This is a genomic window from Lacicoccus alkaliphilus DSM 16010, from assembly GCF_900142805.1.
Taxonomy (GTDB): domain Bacteria; phylum Bacillota; class Bacilli; order Staphylococcales; family Salinicoccaceae; genus Lacicoccus; species Lacicoccus alkaliphilus.
The window spans coordinates 866318-884404 of sequence record NZ_FRCF01000002.1; the positions used below are offsets into that span (position 1 = coordinate 866318).

Genomic DNA, 18087 nt, shown 5'->3' on the forward strand with positions numbered 1-18087 from the left:
CTTATAAATACGTGATATCGTAATTGCCGCCGCTCAAAGATTCGGCGTGATCGTCATGGACAAGGAATACATCCGCAATGCTCGCGCCGACCGTTTCATCCTTATTCGAGATGTTCGGATGGACGCTCAGCACCATGCCCGGTTCGATGACCGCATCCGAATCCTCCCGGATGATCGGTATATCATGGTCGACGCCGACGCCGTGGCCATGCCAGATGCCCGGATTGACATCGAGATGCGTCGACTGCTCACTGATGACCCGTGCAAGCTCGGATACTTTCACACCCGGTTTCATCGTATCCCGCACCGCCTCCATCGCAGCGACGCAAGCTTCCCCGACGGCTTTCTCCCCTTCCGTCAGTTCGCCGACCCCAAATAAACTGCCCTTCTCCACCCATGTGCCATTCGGTCCGACGATTTCGGTGAATGCTGTGACAAGCCCCGACTCCCCGACTGTATCGAGCGTCGGCTTCCTCAGGAAGTAAGGCCCGTCCTCCAAAAAGATCAGAGTCGAGATGCAGCCGTTGGCACGCGCAATCTTATCGACTTCCGCCGCCACTTCAGCGAACGGCTTGCCCGGTGCAATGTTCGCTTCAAATGCCGCATGGCTTTCCTCCGCGATACGGAATGTCTCACGCACCGCTTCCTGCTCCTCTTCCCACTTAAGCGCTTTCATTTCCTGGATGACGTTTGTGCCGTCGACGACGTCGCCCTCTATATTATCCTTCAGGAACTGTGCTTCATTGTGCGTCATCAGCGTTTCAAGTCCGCATACACCCGTACGCTTGGCACCCTGTTCATTGATGTAGGAAGTGATTTCACCGAGTATGCCGTTCTTGCTGTCAACGACGTCCCCGATGCCTGCAAACCTGACATCCTTAATCGTCCCCTTCTCTTTTGCGAGGTAGCGGTCCGCACGCGTCGTATAGAATACGATCGGTTCCTCACCCTTCACCTTCACAACGAAACCCGGACGAAGCACCGGATAGTAGTTCGCAAAGTAATACAGGTAGCCGTACTGCGTCACGACACCCCGGCCGTAGATGATGAAGGCATCGAAGCCTCCTGCCTCCATTTTCTCATCAAGCAAGTCGAATTTATCTTTTATAAGTGTACTCACTATATGAAACCCCTTTCATTATTTTGTTTATTTGGTATATTTAGAATAATACAATATGGTTAACTATACTAAAAGACAATAAACTTTACCATTTAAATATAAAGAAGAGAGATGAGACTATGCAGAATTTTATGGAGCATATAGAAGTGAAGTCCATACCTGAACAGATCGCCGACCATTTCAAGGCGGAAATCATGAAGAAGAGATTGAACCCAGGAGATAAACTCCCCTCGCTTGAGAAGCTGTCGGAAACGCTGCAAGTGAGCAAGCCAACAGTCAACGAAGCACTGAAGCACCTCCAGGAATCAGGCCTCGTCAAAACCGTTAAAGGGCGCAACGGCGGCTATTTCGTCACGGAATCGTATGAGGATAAATTGATGAAGAATATGTATGAGATCATCAGCTTCTCCCTCACCTTCAATGAACTTAAATCAGAAGATCTGCTTGAGATCCGGAAGATGATCGAGATACCATGTGCCGGGCTCGCCGCAGAGAAGCGGACGAAGGAGAACATAGAGAAGCTTGAGGAGATCGGCAGATTGATGCAGTCGCCCGCCAACTGCAGCCTGCAGGAAACACTCGACCTTGACTTGAAGTTCCATATGGCCATCGCCGAGTGTACACAAAATCCGCTTGCTAAAAACATCATCAATGCCATCACGAAATCCTACCTCGATTCGAACATGGAATGGCATATAGAGAATAAACACTACATCACCGAACGGACCGGCGATATACTAACGGCGATCAAGCAGCAGGATGTGGAAGGTGCGAAAGCCGCGATGGAAAACCATATGAGCAACTTCCTGCACTTCAAGCATTCATAAGACAATTATAAAAGAGGGCGAAACCGGCCCCCTTTCACATCATCTTTATAGTTTTTTAAACTCTTCCTTCATCAGCCCGATCATCATGCTTTTCGCAACATCAGCGCCGCTCGCGGCGGCATTGATCTGCTGGCTTGCGACGCTGGTCTTCGTTTCGCCGGCCGCAAAAAGTCCCTGGACTGAAGTCTCACTCAGCGGGTTGGTCCTGAGTCCGCCGCCGTCTTCCCTGTCCGGATCCAGCGTCTCGAGGAAATCAAAATCAGTGTCCCAGTTCATCCTGGCGAACATACCTTCAACTGTTTCGGTCGTCCCATCCTCGAATTCAAGTGCCTCCAGTTTGCCGTCGCGGCCCTTCATCCTGGAGATGGGCGACTCGTTGTAGTCAAAACCTTTCTCTTTAAGCATGGCCTTATCCTCATCATTCAGCAGGCTTTTACCGTCCGTGCATATGATGAGGTCCCTGCTCCAGTTCGCGATCAGCATGACCAGGTTGCTTGTGGAATCTTCATCCGCCATGACCGCAAGCCGCTTACCCTTCAGTTCATAACCGTCACACCACGGGCAGTAGAATGCGGAGGTACCGTAGAACGCATCAAAATTCTCAATATCCGGCGTTTCCTCCCTGAGCCCTGCCGCAAGCAGCACCTGCCGGCTCTTGAATTCATCCGACTCTGTTGTAACGGTGAATATTTCCCCGTCCTTCTCGATATCCGTCACCCGGTCCTGGGTGAGGGCCACGGTGTCATACTTCAATACATCTTTCCGTGCATTTTCCCTGAATTCATGCGGGCTGATATCATCCTGGGTGAGGAATCCGTTCGATACCTCCTCCACCTTGTTCCTCGGTTCACCCGCATCGATGACGAGGGTCTCCTTCAGTCCCCGCCCGAAATTCAGTGCGGCACTCATACCGGCGGGTCCGCCGCCGATGACGATTACATCATACATTTTTCATTCCACCTTCAAACATACTTTAGACCCACTATATCCCTCATCGGAAGTTTTCAAACGATTTCTTCCAATAAAGATCCCGGTCGCTGAGTGAGATACCCTCACCGCCCAAAATAAAAAAGCAGGCCGGTGACCTGCTCATTCAAAATGTCTCTCTTTGTATTCCCGTTCTTCTTCCTCTGTCATCAGGCCCCTGGCCTTGCCGACATTGCCATTCTGTTCATTCCATATGGTGTTGTGCACCTGCACGGCATTCGAGAAGTCGCCTTCCATCCATGCTTCAAGCGCCCTCATATAGAAATCCCTGTATGTATAATCCGATGCTTCGGCTGTTTCGTACATCTCTTCAATCCGTTCATCGGTGATTTCAAGATGACCCCACTTCTGTGATGCTGTGACCTTCTGGTGTGTCATATGGTGGAGATCGTCAGCGAACTGCCGCTCACTCGGCAGGCCGTCATCCGATTCATCATCGGAGACTTTAAATCCTTCATCGGAATCGGAGTCCGCCAGTGCCGCAAGTTCCGGGTCCTCTTCAGGCACATCCGACTCTTCTTCATCAGACTGGCCGAGTGCATTCTGAACGCCATGCTTCACTTCCGAGAAGTTCATTGCGATGACAGCTGCACCAACCACTCCAAGTACAGCAACGACCCCGAAAGTCCATAAGATCACTTTTGTAAAACCTGACATGAAACCGTCCTTCCTGTTGTTGTGTATATTTAGATTAATTACCACTATATGGATATGAACAGTGTAACATGCCCTGACATCAAATTAAACAGCACTGCAGTCTTAAAATGATTACAACATAAACATACCAGTGTCTTTTTTACGTCACCCAAAGACACCCACACCTAAGGGGCATGGGTGTCTTTATTCCATAATTCCATTTTATAAGCGATTCGTTCTCTTTCCCCACTCTGATCAAGCAGATGACTCACAATCACGAAGAACAGTATCACCGGGCTGAAATAGACGAACATGAACAGGTAATTGTACTCGGTCATACCAATCAGAACGAAGGTGAGGATATAAAGCCCGATGTTGAATGTCCGCACCGACTTCATGGAGATGACCAATACGCCGATGATCAGCACCGTAAACAGCACAGTGGTGATGATGCCGTATCTCCCGAGCGTATCGAAGAATATATTATGCGCGTGGAGGAGCGACGTGAAATCGATATACCCGCGCCCCTCCCCGAGCCAGGTGACGTTATCCAAAATCGTCATCCACGGGTCGTACCTGCCATTGGTGATCCGGTTCCAGTCTGCACCGTCCATCCCGAGGCCGTCCCGAGTGAAGTGGCTGAGCAAAGGCCTGAAAAAGACGATGAGCGGCAGCAACGTTACAGCTGCGAGCCCGATCAGGAATCGGCTCCGATGCCGTTTATCCCTCTTATACACATTGATGAAGGTCAACTGGATCACCGTCACCAGTGCAAACACCGCAATCGCCGTCCGGCTGTGTGTCGTCACCAAAAGCAGTGCCAGTGCAGGCAGGCCGTAATACAACATGGCCATGTTGGTCTTCGGCAGGAAGATCAGCCCCGCAGTATAGATGAGGACCAGTGTCGCCCCGGATTCATTCAATAGAATCGGCTGGAAAAGCAGTGCCGGCAGGCTGATAAGCGCTGAAACCGTCATGATGATCAGCAGTGTCTTCGGCAGTCTGAAGAAAAACATCACCGAGAGCATCACCAGTACAATCGTTTCCGCCCATACGAAATCACGGTTCGCGAACATGCTTATGAAGATGCTCAAAACATATAAGTTCCAAATGACGAGAAACATGGCCCTTGACGGGTTTATTTCGACCCTTGAATTTTTAAAGAGGTATGCCAGTATGACGAGCAGTATCAGGATGAAGAACGGCGTCTGATTGTGCCCGGTCATCAGGTCCTGGACACCGCCCACGTCCACCATGATGAGGTTCGTGACGATGAACATCAGGGTGAATATGAATGTCAGAATCATCCCTTCGCTGCTTGAGAATATCCGCTTCATCTCACGCATGTCCATGTCTCCCACCCCGCTTTCATCGTTATACTATTATCTACCCACTGCCTGTATGCATAACCTACACATAGGGAATAAACTCACTGGCAAATGATCGATGCGAGCAAGGCTATCATCAAAGTTAGTGTTAGTTAAACTTTCATTCTTTAAAAGTTCTCATTATGGCTAATATGAACGACTCTTATAAATTAAATTCAAAGTATATGGATTTATGCCATAAGACAAATTTTAACTATCAAACTTTATACAACTGGTTTGCTCCATTAAGATTGAAGATCTTCTACAAATAATACTTAAAAATTGAATAATCGACATTCACTTTTAAATATGCTGAACCTGGAGTATTTAAAATGAGGTCATGGAGTGGAAAATGGATAGTCTATCACGTCGAACAAGGTGATACTATCCCAAATTCACATAATAAAGATATCCAGGCTCAAAGCTTGGATACCTTCTCTCGAAATGAGGGGAAAAGATCATCATAAGATTGCGATTTATCATTATTGATTTAATGGCTATCCATTCAATTGATATTTATCGTAAATTGATGCAATTAGATTGCGAAAGAGAGTAAGAGTTGAGGATTAATATATCTTCCAATTATCATCCTCCTCCTTTCGATATAAATCCAATAAATATATGTATAAAGGACTTGTGAAGAGTTCTCAAGTCAATTTATAACACTAATATTCTATACTTTGGGCTTACATTTTGTCATATAAAATTAAATAAATACTCTTGAAGAAATTCTATTAAATCTAATCTGCCATTAGATTTGGCAAGAATAAACTTAATTGTGGGATAAAAGTTATCAATAGTAACGCTAAAAGTAATACGCTGAAAAACGGTATAAAATATTTAAACGTCCGTTCAAAACTAATGTCAGCGATATCTGATGCGATAAAAAGGTTTAAGCCAAATGGCGGTGTAACTAATCCTAATGCTAAATTAACACAAACTATTATACCGAAATGAACTGGATCCACTCCTAGAGGTATGACGATAGGCAATAGTAATGGTACAAACAGCAAGATTGCTGCCACCGTTTCCATGAACATACCAACGAGCAGAAGAAATACATTTATAAGTAACATGATTATAATAGTATTCGTAGTCACACTCGCAAGGGAATTGGCAAGTGCCAGAGGTACTTGGTCTAAAGCAAGCATACGACCAAAGAATGATGCAGTACCAACAAAAATCATTATTATTCCAGATGTTAAAGATGCTCTCATGAATACTTCTGAAAGCTGTGTGAGAGATAACTCTCTATAAATAACCACGCTTACCAGCAAACTATACACAACAGCTATTACAGCTGCTTCAGTTGGAGTGACTATGCCTCCATAAATACCACCAAGTATAATGATTGGAGCCAGCAAGGCATACTTCGCCTCATTCAAAGAAGACCAAAAGCTTCTTTTCTCTACGACTACATCAACGTTCTCGTCAGCCACCTCAACATTCTCTACCACTACTTCTACATCTTCTTCGGTAGTTTTGATCTCCTCTTTCAAAGGCTTAAAGTTCTCTTCAAATTTTTCCTTTTTATTATACACATAGTTTATAATTAATAAAAAAACCGCCAATAACATACCGGGGATAATACCAGCAATGAACAAGTCACCTATAGATACACCAGCCATTACGCCGTATATAATAAATACGATACTTGGGGGAATGATAGGTCCAAGCGCTCCGGCATTCGCTGATAAGGTTGCAGCATATGGTTTAGGATACCCGTATTTCACCATGTAAGGAATCATAATTCCGCCTATAGCGGCAACAGTAGCTGCTCCTGAACCAGATATTGCTGCGAAAATGAAACTGGTAATGATTGTTATCATGCCAATTCCGCCGGTAAGTGAACCGACCAAACTCCGGACAAAATCTATTAATCTCTTGGCTATCCCGCCTGTACTCATAATTTCACCAGCTAAAATAAAAAATGGGATTGCCAAAAGAGGAAATGAATCACTAGCTCCAAAACTAGTTTGTATAAAGAAAGATAATGGAACGCCACCACTATATATCAGTACAGCAAATCCAGCGAATACCAAGGTAAATGCGATTGGAATATTCAGTATCAATGCAACTAAAAATACTAAAATTACTATAATCAAAAGAGTAGTCATGAAAATATCACCTCTTTACAAAAATTATAAGTTACTTGACTTTAAACTACGTATTTCAACTATCAGTTGCTTTATAAGTCTCAACGTCATTAAAAAATATCCAATTGGGATTCCTAAATACATTAGTCCCATCGACCATTGCAAAGCAGGCGATGTACTGTTCCAAACGGTAAGTGAATATTGTAAGCCTATATATGCTACAAATATTGATAAAGAAGCCCATATAAATTTACCAATTAAATTAGTATATGGTCTGATTTTAGTAGGTATAATCATTGGGATGGACTCAATTCTAATATGTGCTTTCTCCACCACAGCATAACTTGCACTGATAAAAATGAACCAAATAAATAAATAACGCACCAATTCTGATGACCAGGATATGGAGGAATTGAAAATATATCTTGCTATTACTTCTGCAAACATAATAACCGTCATCACCGCTAATAGTAGTAAACTGACGTACGCTTCTATAGGTTTTTTAGTTGTTTTCTTCAAAGAATCACCTCACACTTAATCAAATTGCTTAGAATATGCACAATAATTGCTCCAACATATTATTAATTAGAAGAGCTCCCCTACTTATCGGGCAGCTCTTCTAACAAAGCCCTTACAATCGATTATGAATTATCATCCAATAAAGTATAATGCTCACTGTTAATGTGCTTACTCTATTGCTTTCCTAATAGCTCTAATGCACGATCATAATTTTCCTGTCCAACTATCTCCATATTCTCTTCGATAACAGTATCAGTTTCTTCTTCAAATCTTTCTCTCTGCTCAGAAGTTAGCTCAACAATCTCTATACCTTCTTCTTCAAAACCTTCTAGTGTTTCAGCTTCTACATCAAGGATATAATCTCTATAGAATGCCAGATATTCTTCAGTCACCTGGTCAAAGGTTTCTCTATTCTCCTCAGAAAGCCCATCATAAAAGTCTTCATTAACCAACAACACATGAGCAAGTATAATCTGATTAGTTAATGTTACATGATCAGCCGCTTCATGAAAGTTATCAGCGTAAAATAGTGGAGTTGATGTTGACACACCTTCAATAGTACCTTGTTGAAGTCCAGTGTAGATTTCACCATACGCTAAAGGAGTTGGATTGGCTCCCAGAGCTTCAAGGGTTGACAATTGCAGGGGTGCCGGGGAACTTCTAATTGTTAAGCCTTGCATATCTTCAGGTTCTTCGATAGCATCATTTGCACTAAGCACCCCATAAAAACCCTGGTCTAAAAACCCTAATACTTTAACATTATTCAGGTTCTCATTCTCCTCAACTGACGAAATTAACTCTTCACCATATTCACCATCTACTAACTCATAATATTCTTCACGGTCATCAAACAAATAAGGAACATCGAATATTGCAAACCCGTCAATTCCTGTCGGACTTGCCACCGAATAAGCTGAAACTGATGTCATTTCTATAGATCCACTCTCTAAAAGATCAATTAGAGCTTCGTCACTAGTAGCAAGTGACGCACCAGAGTGAATTTCCATTGTAATATCCCCATCACTGGCTTCTTCAAATTCATCATTTAACATAAGGGCACCTTGATTTTGATAATTCGTTTCACTAACCAGGTTTGCCATTCTTATCTCAACTGACTCGCCGTTAGAATCTGACTCGGCTGCAGAATCTTCGCCTTCATTCTCATCTCCATTACCACACGCTGCGAGTATCAGGGTTCCAAGGAAAAGTAATGACAGTAAATTTTTCTTAGATAAATTCATAAGTATACCTCCTGCTATTTTTAATTTAAATTTAAAGTTTCTCAGAATATTGAGACGGCCTTACAGTAAGTTCACCCCCTTTAATAAGAAAAAGCCCAGGTTCTTAAGTTAATTCTTATAACACCTTAATGACCATGTGTTCTCGTCAGACTCTAGCGGGAGATCAAATTTCACTCATACCTTAAAGCATTTGTTTCGCTCATCGATCATGTTTTATGATTATAAGGAATGACATCAGATGCAATTACATATATTGGATGGTCGATTGATTACTTAATTACTGTTATGCATGAAGCCCTCATTAGTGTAAGGTTTTCATTCATCTGCCTAAAAAACCACCATCTACAGGTATTAAGGCACCTGTGATATAATCTGATGCTGACGAGGCTAGAAACAGTGCTGTTCCAGCGACCTCTTCGGGTGTTCCCAATCTTTTTGCAGGAATTCTATCATTAAATTGAGCTAGTCTTTCTGGGTCATCCATGACCTCTTGATTCATCTCTGTCTTTATTACTCCAGGAGCAATAGCATTTACTTGAATACCATATTCAGCCCATTCATTAGATAAAGATTTGGTCAATTGTAAAACCGCTCCTTTACTTGCGGAATATGGGGCATTATTATATGAACCTGCCACTGCTGCAATTGAAGCCATATTTATTATCTTTCCAGATCTTTGTTTTATCATATTCACGGCTGCCAACCTTGATAGTTCAAAAAGGGATGTTACATTTAAATCGTAGATTTTATGCCATACATCTAAAGGAAATTCCATTGCAGGTTTCCTGAGTATCATCCCAGCATTGTTTATAAGAATATCCACTTTCCCATCCAACCTGGCTAATGCGGTTTCATAAGCTTCCTTTAATAAATCCGAATTGGTCAAATCAGTTTGTATATAATGCAATCTGCTACCATCATTATTAAGTGCTTCATGAATACTGTATATATCATCGCTGACATCTATCACTGCAATTTCCGTTCCTGCATTATAGAAAGCTTCTACTATAGAAAGCCCTATCCCTTTTACACCTCCTGTAAGAATTACTTTTTTCCCTTCTATGTCAAACATCAATCCAACCAACTTTCATCTGAATATTGAGATAATTCGCTTCGCACAGATTACTGATTCTTTAAAGATATTCCTCCTCTAGAATGTTCACTTCAACCTTATTACGAAGAGGGTCTTCAACTTCTATCTATTAAAGTAAGCATTTAAAATTGTTTAGTGAGTGATTTAATTTGAATGAATACCTTTACCAATAAGTGAATTTGCAGATTCCATCAACACTTCAGATAGTGAGGGATGCGGTTGAATCATCTTTGCCAACTCGTCAATTGTGCCTTCTAAATACATATAAGAGGATGATTGACTGATAATCTCAGTGGCATGGTCTCCAACCATCACAACACCCAGTATCTCACCATACTTTTCGTCGATCATAATTTTTGAAAATCCCTCGGTTTTACCTGTAACTAAAGCCATTCCATTTCTGTCAAAATTAAAGGTATAGACCCTGTATTTAATGTTTCTTTTTCTTAATTCTCCTTCAATCATTCCTACTGTGGCGACTTGAGGGGATGTATAAATACATCTTGGTATGACTGAGTAGTTAGCCTTTATTTGTGGCTTATCAAGGTTCGCAACTGCAGTCAATGCCTCACTGCTAGCCACATGTGCCAACTGATAGTTTCCAATTACATCTCCTATTGCAAAAATCCCTTTTATACTAGTTTCTAAATATTCATTTGTTTTAATAAAATGACCATTCATATCTAATTCAAGTTGTTTTATTAAATCTGTGTTGGGTGAACGTCCTGTTGCAATTAACAATTCATCTGCAGTGAGGGTGATTGTTTTCCCACTGTCATCTGATATCACTAACTTTTTATTCGAAGTGTCTTGGCTCACCTCGTTGACTTGGTGTTTCAACAAAATCTTTACACCTTTTTTTCTCAATGCTTTCAGAAGATGATTTGAAGCGCTTTCATCTTCTGTAGGTATTATTCTTTCATTTAACTCAATAATTGTGACCTTCGTACCAAAAGATGAGAACATATCAGCAATTTCAGTTCCTATTACACCGCCGCCCACTATGACAATTGAATCTGGAATGTAGTTCATTTCAAAAATTGAATCTGTTGTATGATAATCAATCTGTTCCAATCCGTTTACAGGAGGAATGCTTGGTCGACTCCCTGAAGCAATGATTATTTTTTCCCCTTTTAATTCCGTATCTTCATCAACGACCACTTGGTGTCCAGAAGTAACCTCAGCAATTCCGTTATAAATATCTACCTTATTGTTATGAAGTAAACTTTCTACTCCATTACGCAGAGTTTGAACTATTTCATCTTTCCTCTCAAGCATCCTTTTATAATCGAGCATGAGGGAACCTGAATTAATACCCCAACTTCTAGCTATATCAACTTGCTCAATCACTTCTGCATAATTCAGTAAAGTCTTAGAAGGAATGCAGCCTTTGTTCAAACAAGCTCCACCAAGCAAATCTGCTTCTACAAGTGCTACTTTTTTTCCAAGTTTGGCAGCTCTAACAGCAGCAACATATCCACCTGGTCCTCCTCCTACAATTATTACGTCATATACCGTCATAAGCTTAACTCCCTATATCATTAATTTGTAAGGATTTTCAAGGACTCCTTTTAAGTCTGTTAAAAACTGAGCAGCTGGTGCACCATTAATTATACGGTGGTCAAAGGATAAACTTAATGTCATCATAGATCGGATTTCCACTTGACCCTCAACAATAATTGGCTTCTCTTGGATACGACCAACACCCAAGATTGCAGCATTAGGCATATTGATGATTGGAGAAAACCCATCGACTGCAAACATTCCCAAGTTACTAATAGTAAAAGTGCTTCCTTCTAGTTCTTCTGACGTGATTACGCCTTCTTTCGCTTTTTCAGCAATCGCTTTTGCTTCTTTTGTCAATCTGCCAAGGCCTTTCTGATCCACTTCACGGAGGACGGGGACCACTAATCCTTCCTGTACAGATACTGCAAATCCAATGTTGATCTCCTGATGATAGACAATTTCTTTTTCATCTTCTAAAGAAACATTAATATTTGTATTTTGTGCTAAAGCAGATGCTGTGGCTTTTATAATAATTTCATTATAAGATAGTCGTACTTTTTCTGATTCTTCTATGACTGGTAATAATTTTTTACGCAATTCTACAGCTTCCGTCATATCAATTTCTGAAGTCATCGTAACATGTGGTGCTGTATAAAAACTTTCAGACATCCGTGAAGCTATCACTTTACGTATGCCCTTAAAAGGAACTCGCTTAGATGTATCCAATTTAGCGGTATTCAATTCCCTTTCCGCTGAAACAATATCATCTTTTATAATTTTACCGTTTGCTCCAGAACCGGAAACCTTAGAAAGTTCAACTTCGTAATCAGAGGACATTTTTTGTGCAAGTGGTGTGATTTTTTGTTCAGATTTCTCAAGGTGGCTTTCCACATCTATTTTTTGAATACGTCCCATGGGTCCACTGCCAGTGATATCTTCTAAACTTAAGTTATTTTGTTGGGCTAGTCGACGGGCAATTGGAGTTCTTCTTATAGATCCAGACCCTTCCACTCCTGATGTTGAGTCAATTATATCTTCTTTCACTTGTTCTGAAACAGGTCTTTCAGCTACAGATTGTGAAGCATCACTCTCTGCAGATGCTTCACTTTCAATGTCTTCTAAAAGATCACTCACATCCTCTCCTTCATCACCTATGAAGGCGATAGCTTGTTGAACAGGGACAGTGTCTCCCGGAGCGTACAATTTTTTAAGTAAAACCCCATCGTTTTCAGCTTCAACTTCTATAGTAACCTTGTCCGTTGCCACTTCAACTACAGCGTCCCCTTCCTCTACCTTGTCCCCTTCTTCCAACAACCAATTTTCTATCGTACCTTCTTCCATTGTTGCGCCCATTTTTGGTAACAATAGCTTTTCCGCCAAAATATATAACCCCCTTTATTTTTGTACTATTGATTTTACTTTTTCAATAATATCTTCCACTTGTGGAACAGCAGCTTTTTCTAATGATGGGTTATAGGGAATTGGTGTTGCAATGCCTCCAAGACGGCTGATTGGCGCATCTAAAAAATCAAAGGCTTCGCTTTCACCGATTAAACTAGCAATTTCAGCACCATAACCACTACGTTCAACCGCCTCGTAAACAACTAAAGCACGGTTAGTTTTTATAACAGATTCAATGATAGTTTCTTTGTCCAATGGAACTAAGGTCCTCGGATCGATCACTTCAATGCTGATACCTTCTTTTTCTAATTGTTCAGCAGCTTGTAATGAGCGCTGCACCATAATACCTGTTGCAATAACTGTCAGGTCCTCACCCTCCTTTTTCACATCCGCAACACCTAAGGGAATATCGTATTCATCTTCAGGAACATCTGATTTGGAATTATATAATCCTTTATGCTCATAAAAAATAACTGGATTATCATTATTTATTGCAGTTTTCATTAAACCTTTTGCATCATAGGGGGTTGAAGGCTGTATAACAATTAAACCTGGTACATGTGCCATCCAAGCTTCTAAGCTTTGGGAGTGTTGAGCTGCCATTCCTAAGCCCGATCCACTTGGCAAACGGACAACCATCGGAACATGGGTTTTGCCGCCAAACATATATCGCATTTTTGCAGCTTGGTTAACAATGTTATCAAGCGCAATCATGACAAAGTCAGAGAATTGAAGTTCTAGTATTGGCCTCATTCCCATCATTGCAGCTCCGACCGCACATCCGCTGATTGCAGATTCAGAAATAGGAGTGTTTCTTACCCTTTCTGGTCCAAATTCATCCAGCATACCACTCGTCACTCCGAAAGCGCCTCCAAAGACGCCGATATCTTCACCCAAAATAAAAACATCTTCATTAGATCGCATTTCTTGGACCATGGCTTCTTTTATAGCATTGGCATATGTAATCTCTCTCAATTACCTCTCCTCCTTATCAAACATAAATGTCTACTTCCAATGTATCCAAACTAGGCTCAGGACTCTCTTCCGCAAATGATACTGCTTCATGAATTTCAGTATCTATGGTCTTTTGAATTTCTAAAAATTCCTTCTCGGTAAGAATACTTTCTTCTATTAACCTCTCCTTAAATTTAGAAATTGGATCCTTAGTATTTCTCCAGTCCTTTTCTTCTTCTCTTGTACGATATTTTCTAGCATCGCTTCTTGAATGGCCACGCCATCTATATGTTTCTGCTTCTATTAATGTTGGACCTTCTCCACTTCTGGCACGGTCGACTGCTTCTTGTGTAGCTTTTGCCACTTCAATAACGTCATTTCCATTTATAGTAAATCCAGGGATGCCATAAGACTTGGCTCTATCTGAAATATGTTCAATATTCACCATTTCTTTCACCGGGCCAGACATCCCATATTGATTATTTTCACAGAAAAATACTACAGGCAGATTCCATATAGAAGCTAAGTTCAGTGCTTCATGAAAGGCTCCTTCATTTGCGGCTCCGTCTCCAAAAAAACATAAAACAACATACCCTTTTTTCTTCATCTGAGATGCAAGAGCAGCACCCGTTCCTATAGGTAATCCTGCAGCTACAATTCCATTAGCTCCCAGGTTCCCAATAGTTAAATCAGCAATATGCATAGAACCTCCTTTACCTTTACCGTAACCGGTCGCCTTACCTAACAGTTCGGCCATCATTGGCTTAATTTCAGCTCCTTTTGCGATGCTATGACCATGACCCCGATGAGTACTTGTGATTTTATCCTCATCTGTAAGAGCTGCACATGCACCTACTGCTGTTGCTTCTTGTCCGATACAGAGATGCATCGTTCCAGGGATTTTACCTTCTTGAAATAACTTTTCTACAGCCTCTTCAAAACTTCTAATCAGCATCATATCAGTCAACATCTTTTTCATTTGTTGATTTGAATATATAGTTTCTTCTAGATTATTCACCATTTTTTAACCTCCTGATTTGGAAACAGTATTTAATTTAACTAAATTACAAATGTAACTATTCTACGGATTCGATGATATAATAATCGGGACCTAACATTTAAACAACTTTCTTCCCTTTATCAACATCATGAGTGATAGCAACAACCACATTTGTAAGAAACGCCATGCTTCACTTCATTAAAATGTTTTTCTAAAATAGTGACATTACAGCATAAGTGACCACTCCCATAACTTTTTGCTTCTGTTGAATCTGATGCTCTCTTTATTCCTTTAAATTCTAGCGGCTCAAGCATCTGGTTATCTGGTAACTTCAACAAACACATCTCAATATCTTTAACTCAGGTTACGCAACTCAGTTCTTTGCATACTGCTCAGTTGTACCTCATCTTACCAATAACATTAATTTTGGAATATCTCGATGAAATTATTAATATTTTGTACTGTGATATCACATTTCAGTCTTGTCCAGACCCTCACAGCAATACTTATTTATTCGACCGTTTGAAGTATTTTATTGCTGGATATTCTGGAAAATTGTTATATAATTAGACGCCTATCAATAATAACTTCAAAGAAAGCGCTTACTAAAATACGGTTAAAATTTTTACAAAGAGTAAAAAATGACATGTAGCTGGACATTTTGAAGCACTTTGTGTACATGAGTAGATTATTGGTTCATTATGTGAACCATTGGTTTGTATTTTATTGTATCCTTATGGTAACTTGGTATAATAGTTTTGTCAATGAATTATCTGAATATATTGAAAGGGGCGTTCAGCATGAATAATCAAAGTCCTAATGGTAGTTTTAAGTCTGTCGCTGTTTTAGAGAAAGCCATAAAAATCATTACCTTTTTAGAGAAATCGAATACTGAAATTGGTCTGACGGATATATCTAAGGGTACCGGTATAAATAAAGCAACTTGTTATAGAATTCTTGAGACTTTTTTATTAGATAATATAGTTGAATTTAATGAGATATCACGGAAATACTATCTGGGTCACCGTCTTCTTCAACTTGGAACAAGAGTAAAAGAAAGGATAAATATTGGGGAAAAAGCTCTCCCTTATTTAAAGGATTTAACCGATAAAACACGCGCTTCTTCCTATCTATGTGTTTTAAATAATAATAAATCATTATGTGTTGAGAGAGTTGAAGGACATGATGTGCAAATACTGTTAATGAAGGTTGGCGATCAATGGCCACTTTATATAGGAGCTGCTCCAAGAGCAATATTAGCTTATTTAGACGATGAATCAATAGAACATTCACTTTCCTCAAATGATAATTTAGATTTTTATAATAAAAGGGAAAATGATTTTTATTTAAATATGATTAAGGAAATAAGAGAGAAAGGTTTTTCTCAGAGTGAAGAAGATGTTGTTGATGGTGTCACAAGCATCGGCGCTCCTATATTTGATCATACAGGAAGAATTTTTGGAGCTGTGAGCATCAGTACTGCAACAAGTCTATTATCTAAAAATAGAACGATGCTTGAAAATGCCCAGTTGCTTATTAATACAGCCAATGGAATTTCTCAGTCGATTGGCTGGAGAGGAGAAATACTTATCTAGAATTCATATTATAAATAAGGTGCTACAATATACTTTTTTAACCTTTGTGTGAATAAACAATGAAGTTTTCCAAGTGCATAAATTTAATTTCATTTATGCACTTAGGAGTTAATAAGTCACTACATTACTGATTAGGTGCAAACTTAATATGACATCATTATACAAAAGATGCATATGTATTTTCATAAGACTATATCTTTTCATCAGTCCGCCTCACCCTATACATTCGGTGAGTGAAACTCTACACTGCTGGCCCAACGAAAGATTGAGCAAGGATCGTCTTTTTTAAATTCGTTCAAATATCTCATAATTCAAATAAGAAAGCTCTTCATCTGAAATTACACAAACATTTAAAAATGAAGTGAATGGATATTAAATACCCACGTTGACTAACAATATACAATAGTGTCAATTTAATAAAAGTCCATGTAACCAGTTTTTGAAAGCCTCTCTTGACATTTTTTAATTTTCAGACTATTATAAAATCAACACTAATGTAAACGATTACACTATAGTGTCAGAAGGTTTAACAACCAAATAAAACATCAAAGGAGAAGAACAAATGGAAATCAAATCAGCGTTGGTCAACGGCACAGGTGAAGACTACGAGATTGAAACAGTGAAACTCAGCGAGATCCAGGATGATGAGATCAGGGTGAAGATGGTGGCGTCCGGCATATGCCACTCGGATGAAGTCGCACGTACGGGGGAGCTGCCCCACCCGCTGCCGGCGATACTCGGGCATGAAGGCGCGGGCATCGTCGAAGAAGTCGGCAGTTATGTGAAGAACATCAAAGCGGGGGATCAGGTCGTCCTGTCCTATAAATATTGCGGACACTGTAATCACTGTCTGACAGGGAAGCCTGCGTCTTGTAACTCCTTCGCCTCACTGAATCTCGACGGCAAGCGCTCGGAAGGTACATATTACTTCGAGAAGCCAGACGGCACCAAAATCAATTCGTACATGCACTCCGCTTTCAGCACATATTCCATCGTCAAACAGGAGAATGTCACAGTCGTCGATGACGATGTGGACTTGAGGCTTGTCGGCCCGCTCGGGTGCGGCTTCATGACAGGTGCAGGCACGGTGTTCAACGGTTTGAAACCTGAAGCAGGATCCACCATCGCAGTCTTTGGTACTGGCGCCGTCGGCATGGCGGCACTCATGGCCGGTAAGATCGCAGGATGCACGAAAGTAATCGGCATCGACATCCATGATGACCGCCTTGAACTTGCACGCGAACTCGGTGCGACGCATGTCATCAACAGCAAGACCCAGGATATTGAGGAAGAAGTCAATCAGCTCACCGGCAACCAGGGCATCAACTATATCGTGGATACGACGGGTGTTGTGCCCGTCATCAAGACGGCCATCTCACTGCTAGCGAAAGAAGGCGTCATCGCACCGATCGCCGTCCAGAAAGGTGACCTCGAACTGAACGTGCTGACCGAGCTTTCAGTTTCCAACCGTTCGATCATCGGTGTACTGATGGGCAACACCATCCCGCAGCTGACGATCAAGCAGCTCGTCGAACTCCACAGGGCAAACCGCTTCCCGTTCGATAAACTCATCGAGTTCTACAAGTTTGAAGACATCAACCAGGCGAGTCAGGACTCCGCTTCCGGTAAGACCGTCAAACCTGTCCTGATCATCGATGAAGAGTACAAACCTAAAGCTGCACAGGCATAATAAACATATGTAAACTGACTGCATAAGACAATATGAAACACCTTCGAAATGATAC

At 41.1% G+C, this 18087-nt stretch carries 15 protein-coding genes; 3 read left to right on the forward strand and 12 right to left on the reverse strand.

Going from position 1 to position 18087, the window contains the following annotated elements:
- Position 1 precedes the first annotated feature (1 nt).
- Entirely contained in the window at positions 2-1120 is a 1119-nt protein-coding gene (locus BUA12_RS04535) for a M24 family metallopeptidase (RefSeq protein WP_245772744.1), read from the reverse strand.
- 119 nt (positions 1121-1239) lie between these two features.
- Here BUA12_RS04535 and BUA12_RS04540 point away from each other — a divergent pair, with 119 nt between their 5' ends.
- A complete protein-coding gene (locus BUA12_RS04540) occupies positions 1240-1947 on the forward strand; it encodes a FadR/GntR family transcriptional regulator (protein WP_072708748.1) in 708 nt (235 codons plus the stop codon).
- Positions 1948-1992: 45 nt separating this feature from the next.
- Here the strand turns inward: BUA12_RS04540 and BUA12_RS04545 are convergent, their stop codons facing one another.
- The 11 genes from BUA12_RS04545 to BUA12_RS04595 form a co-directional block, all read right to left on the reverse strand.
- Positions 1993-2895: an NAD(P)/FAD-dependent oxidoreductase gene (locus tag BUA12_RS04545; protein WP_072708751.1), complete on the reverse strand. Its 903-nt coding sequence runs from the start codon at positions 2893-2895 to the stop codon at positions 1993-1995.
- Positions 2896-3036: 141 nt separating this feature from the next.
- Positions 3037-3591: a DUF6241 domain-containing protein gene (locus BUA12_RS04550; RefSeq protein ID WP_072708754.1), complete on the reverse strand. Its 555-nt coding sequence runs from the start codon at positions 3589-3591 to the stop codon at positions 3037-3039.
- A gap of 164 nt (positions 3592-3755) precedes the next feature.
- Entirely contained in the window at positions 3756-4916 is a 1161-nt protein-coding gene (locus tag BUA12_RS04555) for an O-antigen ligase family protein (protein WP_072708757.1), read from the reverse strand.
- Between the two features lie 761 nt (positions 4917-5677).
- Positions 5678-7054, reverse strand: coding sequence for a TRAP transporter large permease (locus BUA12_RS04560; protein ID WP_072708760.1), 1377 nt, complete (start codon positions 7052-7054; stop codon positions 5678-5680).
- Between the two features lie 24 nt (positions 7055-7078).
- Positions 7079-7552 (reverse strand): TRAP transporter small permease, encoded by a 474-nt coding sequence (locus tag BUA12_RS04565; RefSeq protein WP_072708763.1) that lies wholly within the window; start codon positions 7550-7552, stop codon positions 7079-7081.
- Positions 7553-7725: 173 nt separating this feature from the next.
- Positions 7726-8793: a TRAP transporter substrate-binding protein gene (locus BUA12_RS04570; RefSeq protein WP_072708766.1), complete on the reverse strand. Its 1068-nt coding sequence runs from the start codon at positions 8791-8793 to the stop codon at positions 7726-7728.
- Between the two features lie 319 nt (positions 8794-9112).
- Positions 9113-9865, reverse strand: coding sequence for an SDR family NAD(P)-dependent oxidoreductase (locus BUA12_RS04575; RefSeq protein ID WP_072708769.1), 753 nt, complete (start codon positions 9863-9865; stop codon positions 9113-9115).
- A gap of 165 nt (positions 9866-10030) precedes the next feature.
- A complete protein-coding gene (gene lpdA / locus BUA12_RS04580) occupies positions 10031-11407 on the reverse strand; it encodes a dihydrolipoyl dehydrogenase (protein WP_072708772.1) in 1377 nt (458 codons plus the stop codon).
- Between the two features lie 12 nt (positions 11408-11419).
- Positions 11420-12772 (reverse strand): dihydrolipoamide acetyltransferase family protein, encoded by a 1353-nt coding sequence (locus BUA12_RS04585; RefSeq protein ID WP_072708774.1) that lies wholly within the window; start codon positions 12770-12772, stop codon positions 11420-11422.
- Positions 12773-12787: 15 nt separating this feature from the next.
- On the reverse strand, positions 12788-13768 hold the full coding sequence (locus tag BUA12_RS04590) for an alpha-ketoacid dehydrogenase subunit beta (RefSeq protein ID WP_072708776.1): 981 nt from the start codon (positions 13766-13768) through the stop codon (positions 12788-12790).
- A 16-nt stretch (positions 13769-13784) separates the two neighbouring features.
- Entirely contained in the window at positions 13785-14726 is a 942-nt protein-coding gene (locus BUA12_RS04595) for a thiamine pyrophosphate-dependent dehydrogenase E1 component subunit alpha (RefSeq protein ID WP_415735772.1), read from the reverse strand.
- Between the two features lie 821 nt (positions 14727-15547).
- Here BUA12_RS04595 and BUA12_RS04600 point away from each other — a divergent pair.
- Together BUA12_RS04600 and BUA12_RS04605 are read left to right on the forward strand one after the other, a co-directional pair.
- Positions 15548-16342: an IclR family transcriptional regulator gene (locus BUA12_RS04600; RefSeq protein ID WP_072708780.1), complete on the forward strand. Its 795-nt coding sequence runs from the start codon at positions 15548-15550 to the stop codon at positions 16340-16342.
- Between the two features lie 562 nt (positions 16343-16904).
- The gene (locus BUA12_RS04605; RefSeq protein WP_072708782.1) at positions 16905-18032 is read left to right on the forward strand and encodes an NAD(P)-dependent alcohol dehydrogenase; all 1128 of its coding nucleotides are present in this window, start codon (positions 16905-16907) and stop codon (positions 18030-18032) included.
- Positions 18033-18087 lie beyond the last annotated feature (55 nt).

What these genes read in the sequence shown, in the direction of transcription:
- BUA12_RS04540 (WP_072708748.1), top strand. Translation starts at nt 1,240, where the DNA reads ATGCAGAATTTTATGGAGCATATAGAAGTGAAGTCCATACCTGAACAG.
- BUA12_RS04545 (WP_072708751.1), bottom strand. Translation starts at nt 2,895, where the DNA reads ATGTATGATGTAATCGTCATCGGCGGCGGACCCGCCGGTATGAGTGCC.
- BUA12_RS04550 (WP_072708754.1), bottom strand. Translation starts at nt 3,591, where the DNA reads ATGTCAGGTTTTACAAAAGTGATCTTATGGACTTTCGGGGTCGTTGCT.
- BUA12_RS04555 (WP_072708757.1), bottom strand. Translation starts at nt 4,916, where the DNA reads ATGCGTGAGATGAAGCGGATATTCTCAAGCAGCGAAGGGATGATTCTG.
- BUA12_RS04560 (WP_072708760.1), bottom strand. Translation starts at nt 7,054, where the DNA reads ATGACTACTCTTTTGATTATAGTAATTTTAGTATTTTTAGTTGCATTG.
- BUA12_RS04570 (WP_072708766.1), bottom strand. Translation starts at nt 8,793, where the DNA reads ATGAATTTATCTAAGAAAAATTTACTGTCATTACTTTTCCTTGGAACC.
- BUA12_RS04575 (WP_072708769.1), bottom strand. Translation starts at nt 9,865, where the DNA reads ATGTTTGACATAGAAGGGAAAAAAGTAATTCTTACAGGAGGTGTAAAA.
- lpdA (WP_072708772.1), bottom strand. Translation starts at nt 11,407, where the DNA reads ATGACGGTATATGACGTAATAATTGTAGGAGGAGGACCAGGTGGATAT.
- BUA12_RS04595 (WP_415735772.1), bottom strand. Translation starts at nt 14,726, where the DNA reads ATGAAAAAGATGTTGACTGATATGATGCTGATTAGAAGTTTTGAAGAG.
- BUA12_RS04600 (WP_072708780.1), top strand. Translation starts at nt 15,548, where the DNA reads ATGAATAATCAAAGTCCTAATGGTAGTTTTAAGTCTGTCGCTGTTTTA.
- BUA12_RS04605 (WP_072708782.1), top strand. Translation starts at nt 16,905, where the DNA reads ATGGAAATCAAATCAGCGTTGGTCAACGGCACAGGTGAAGACTACGAG.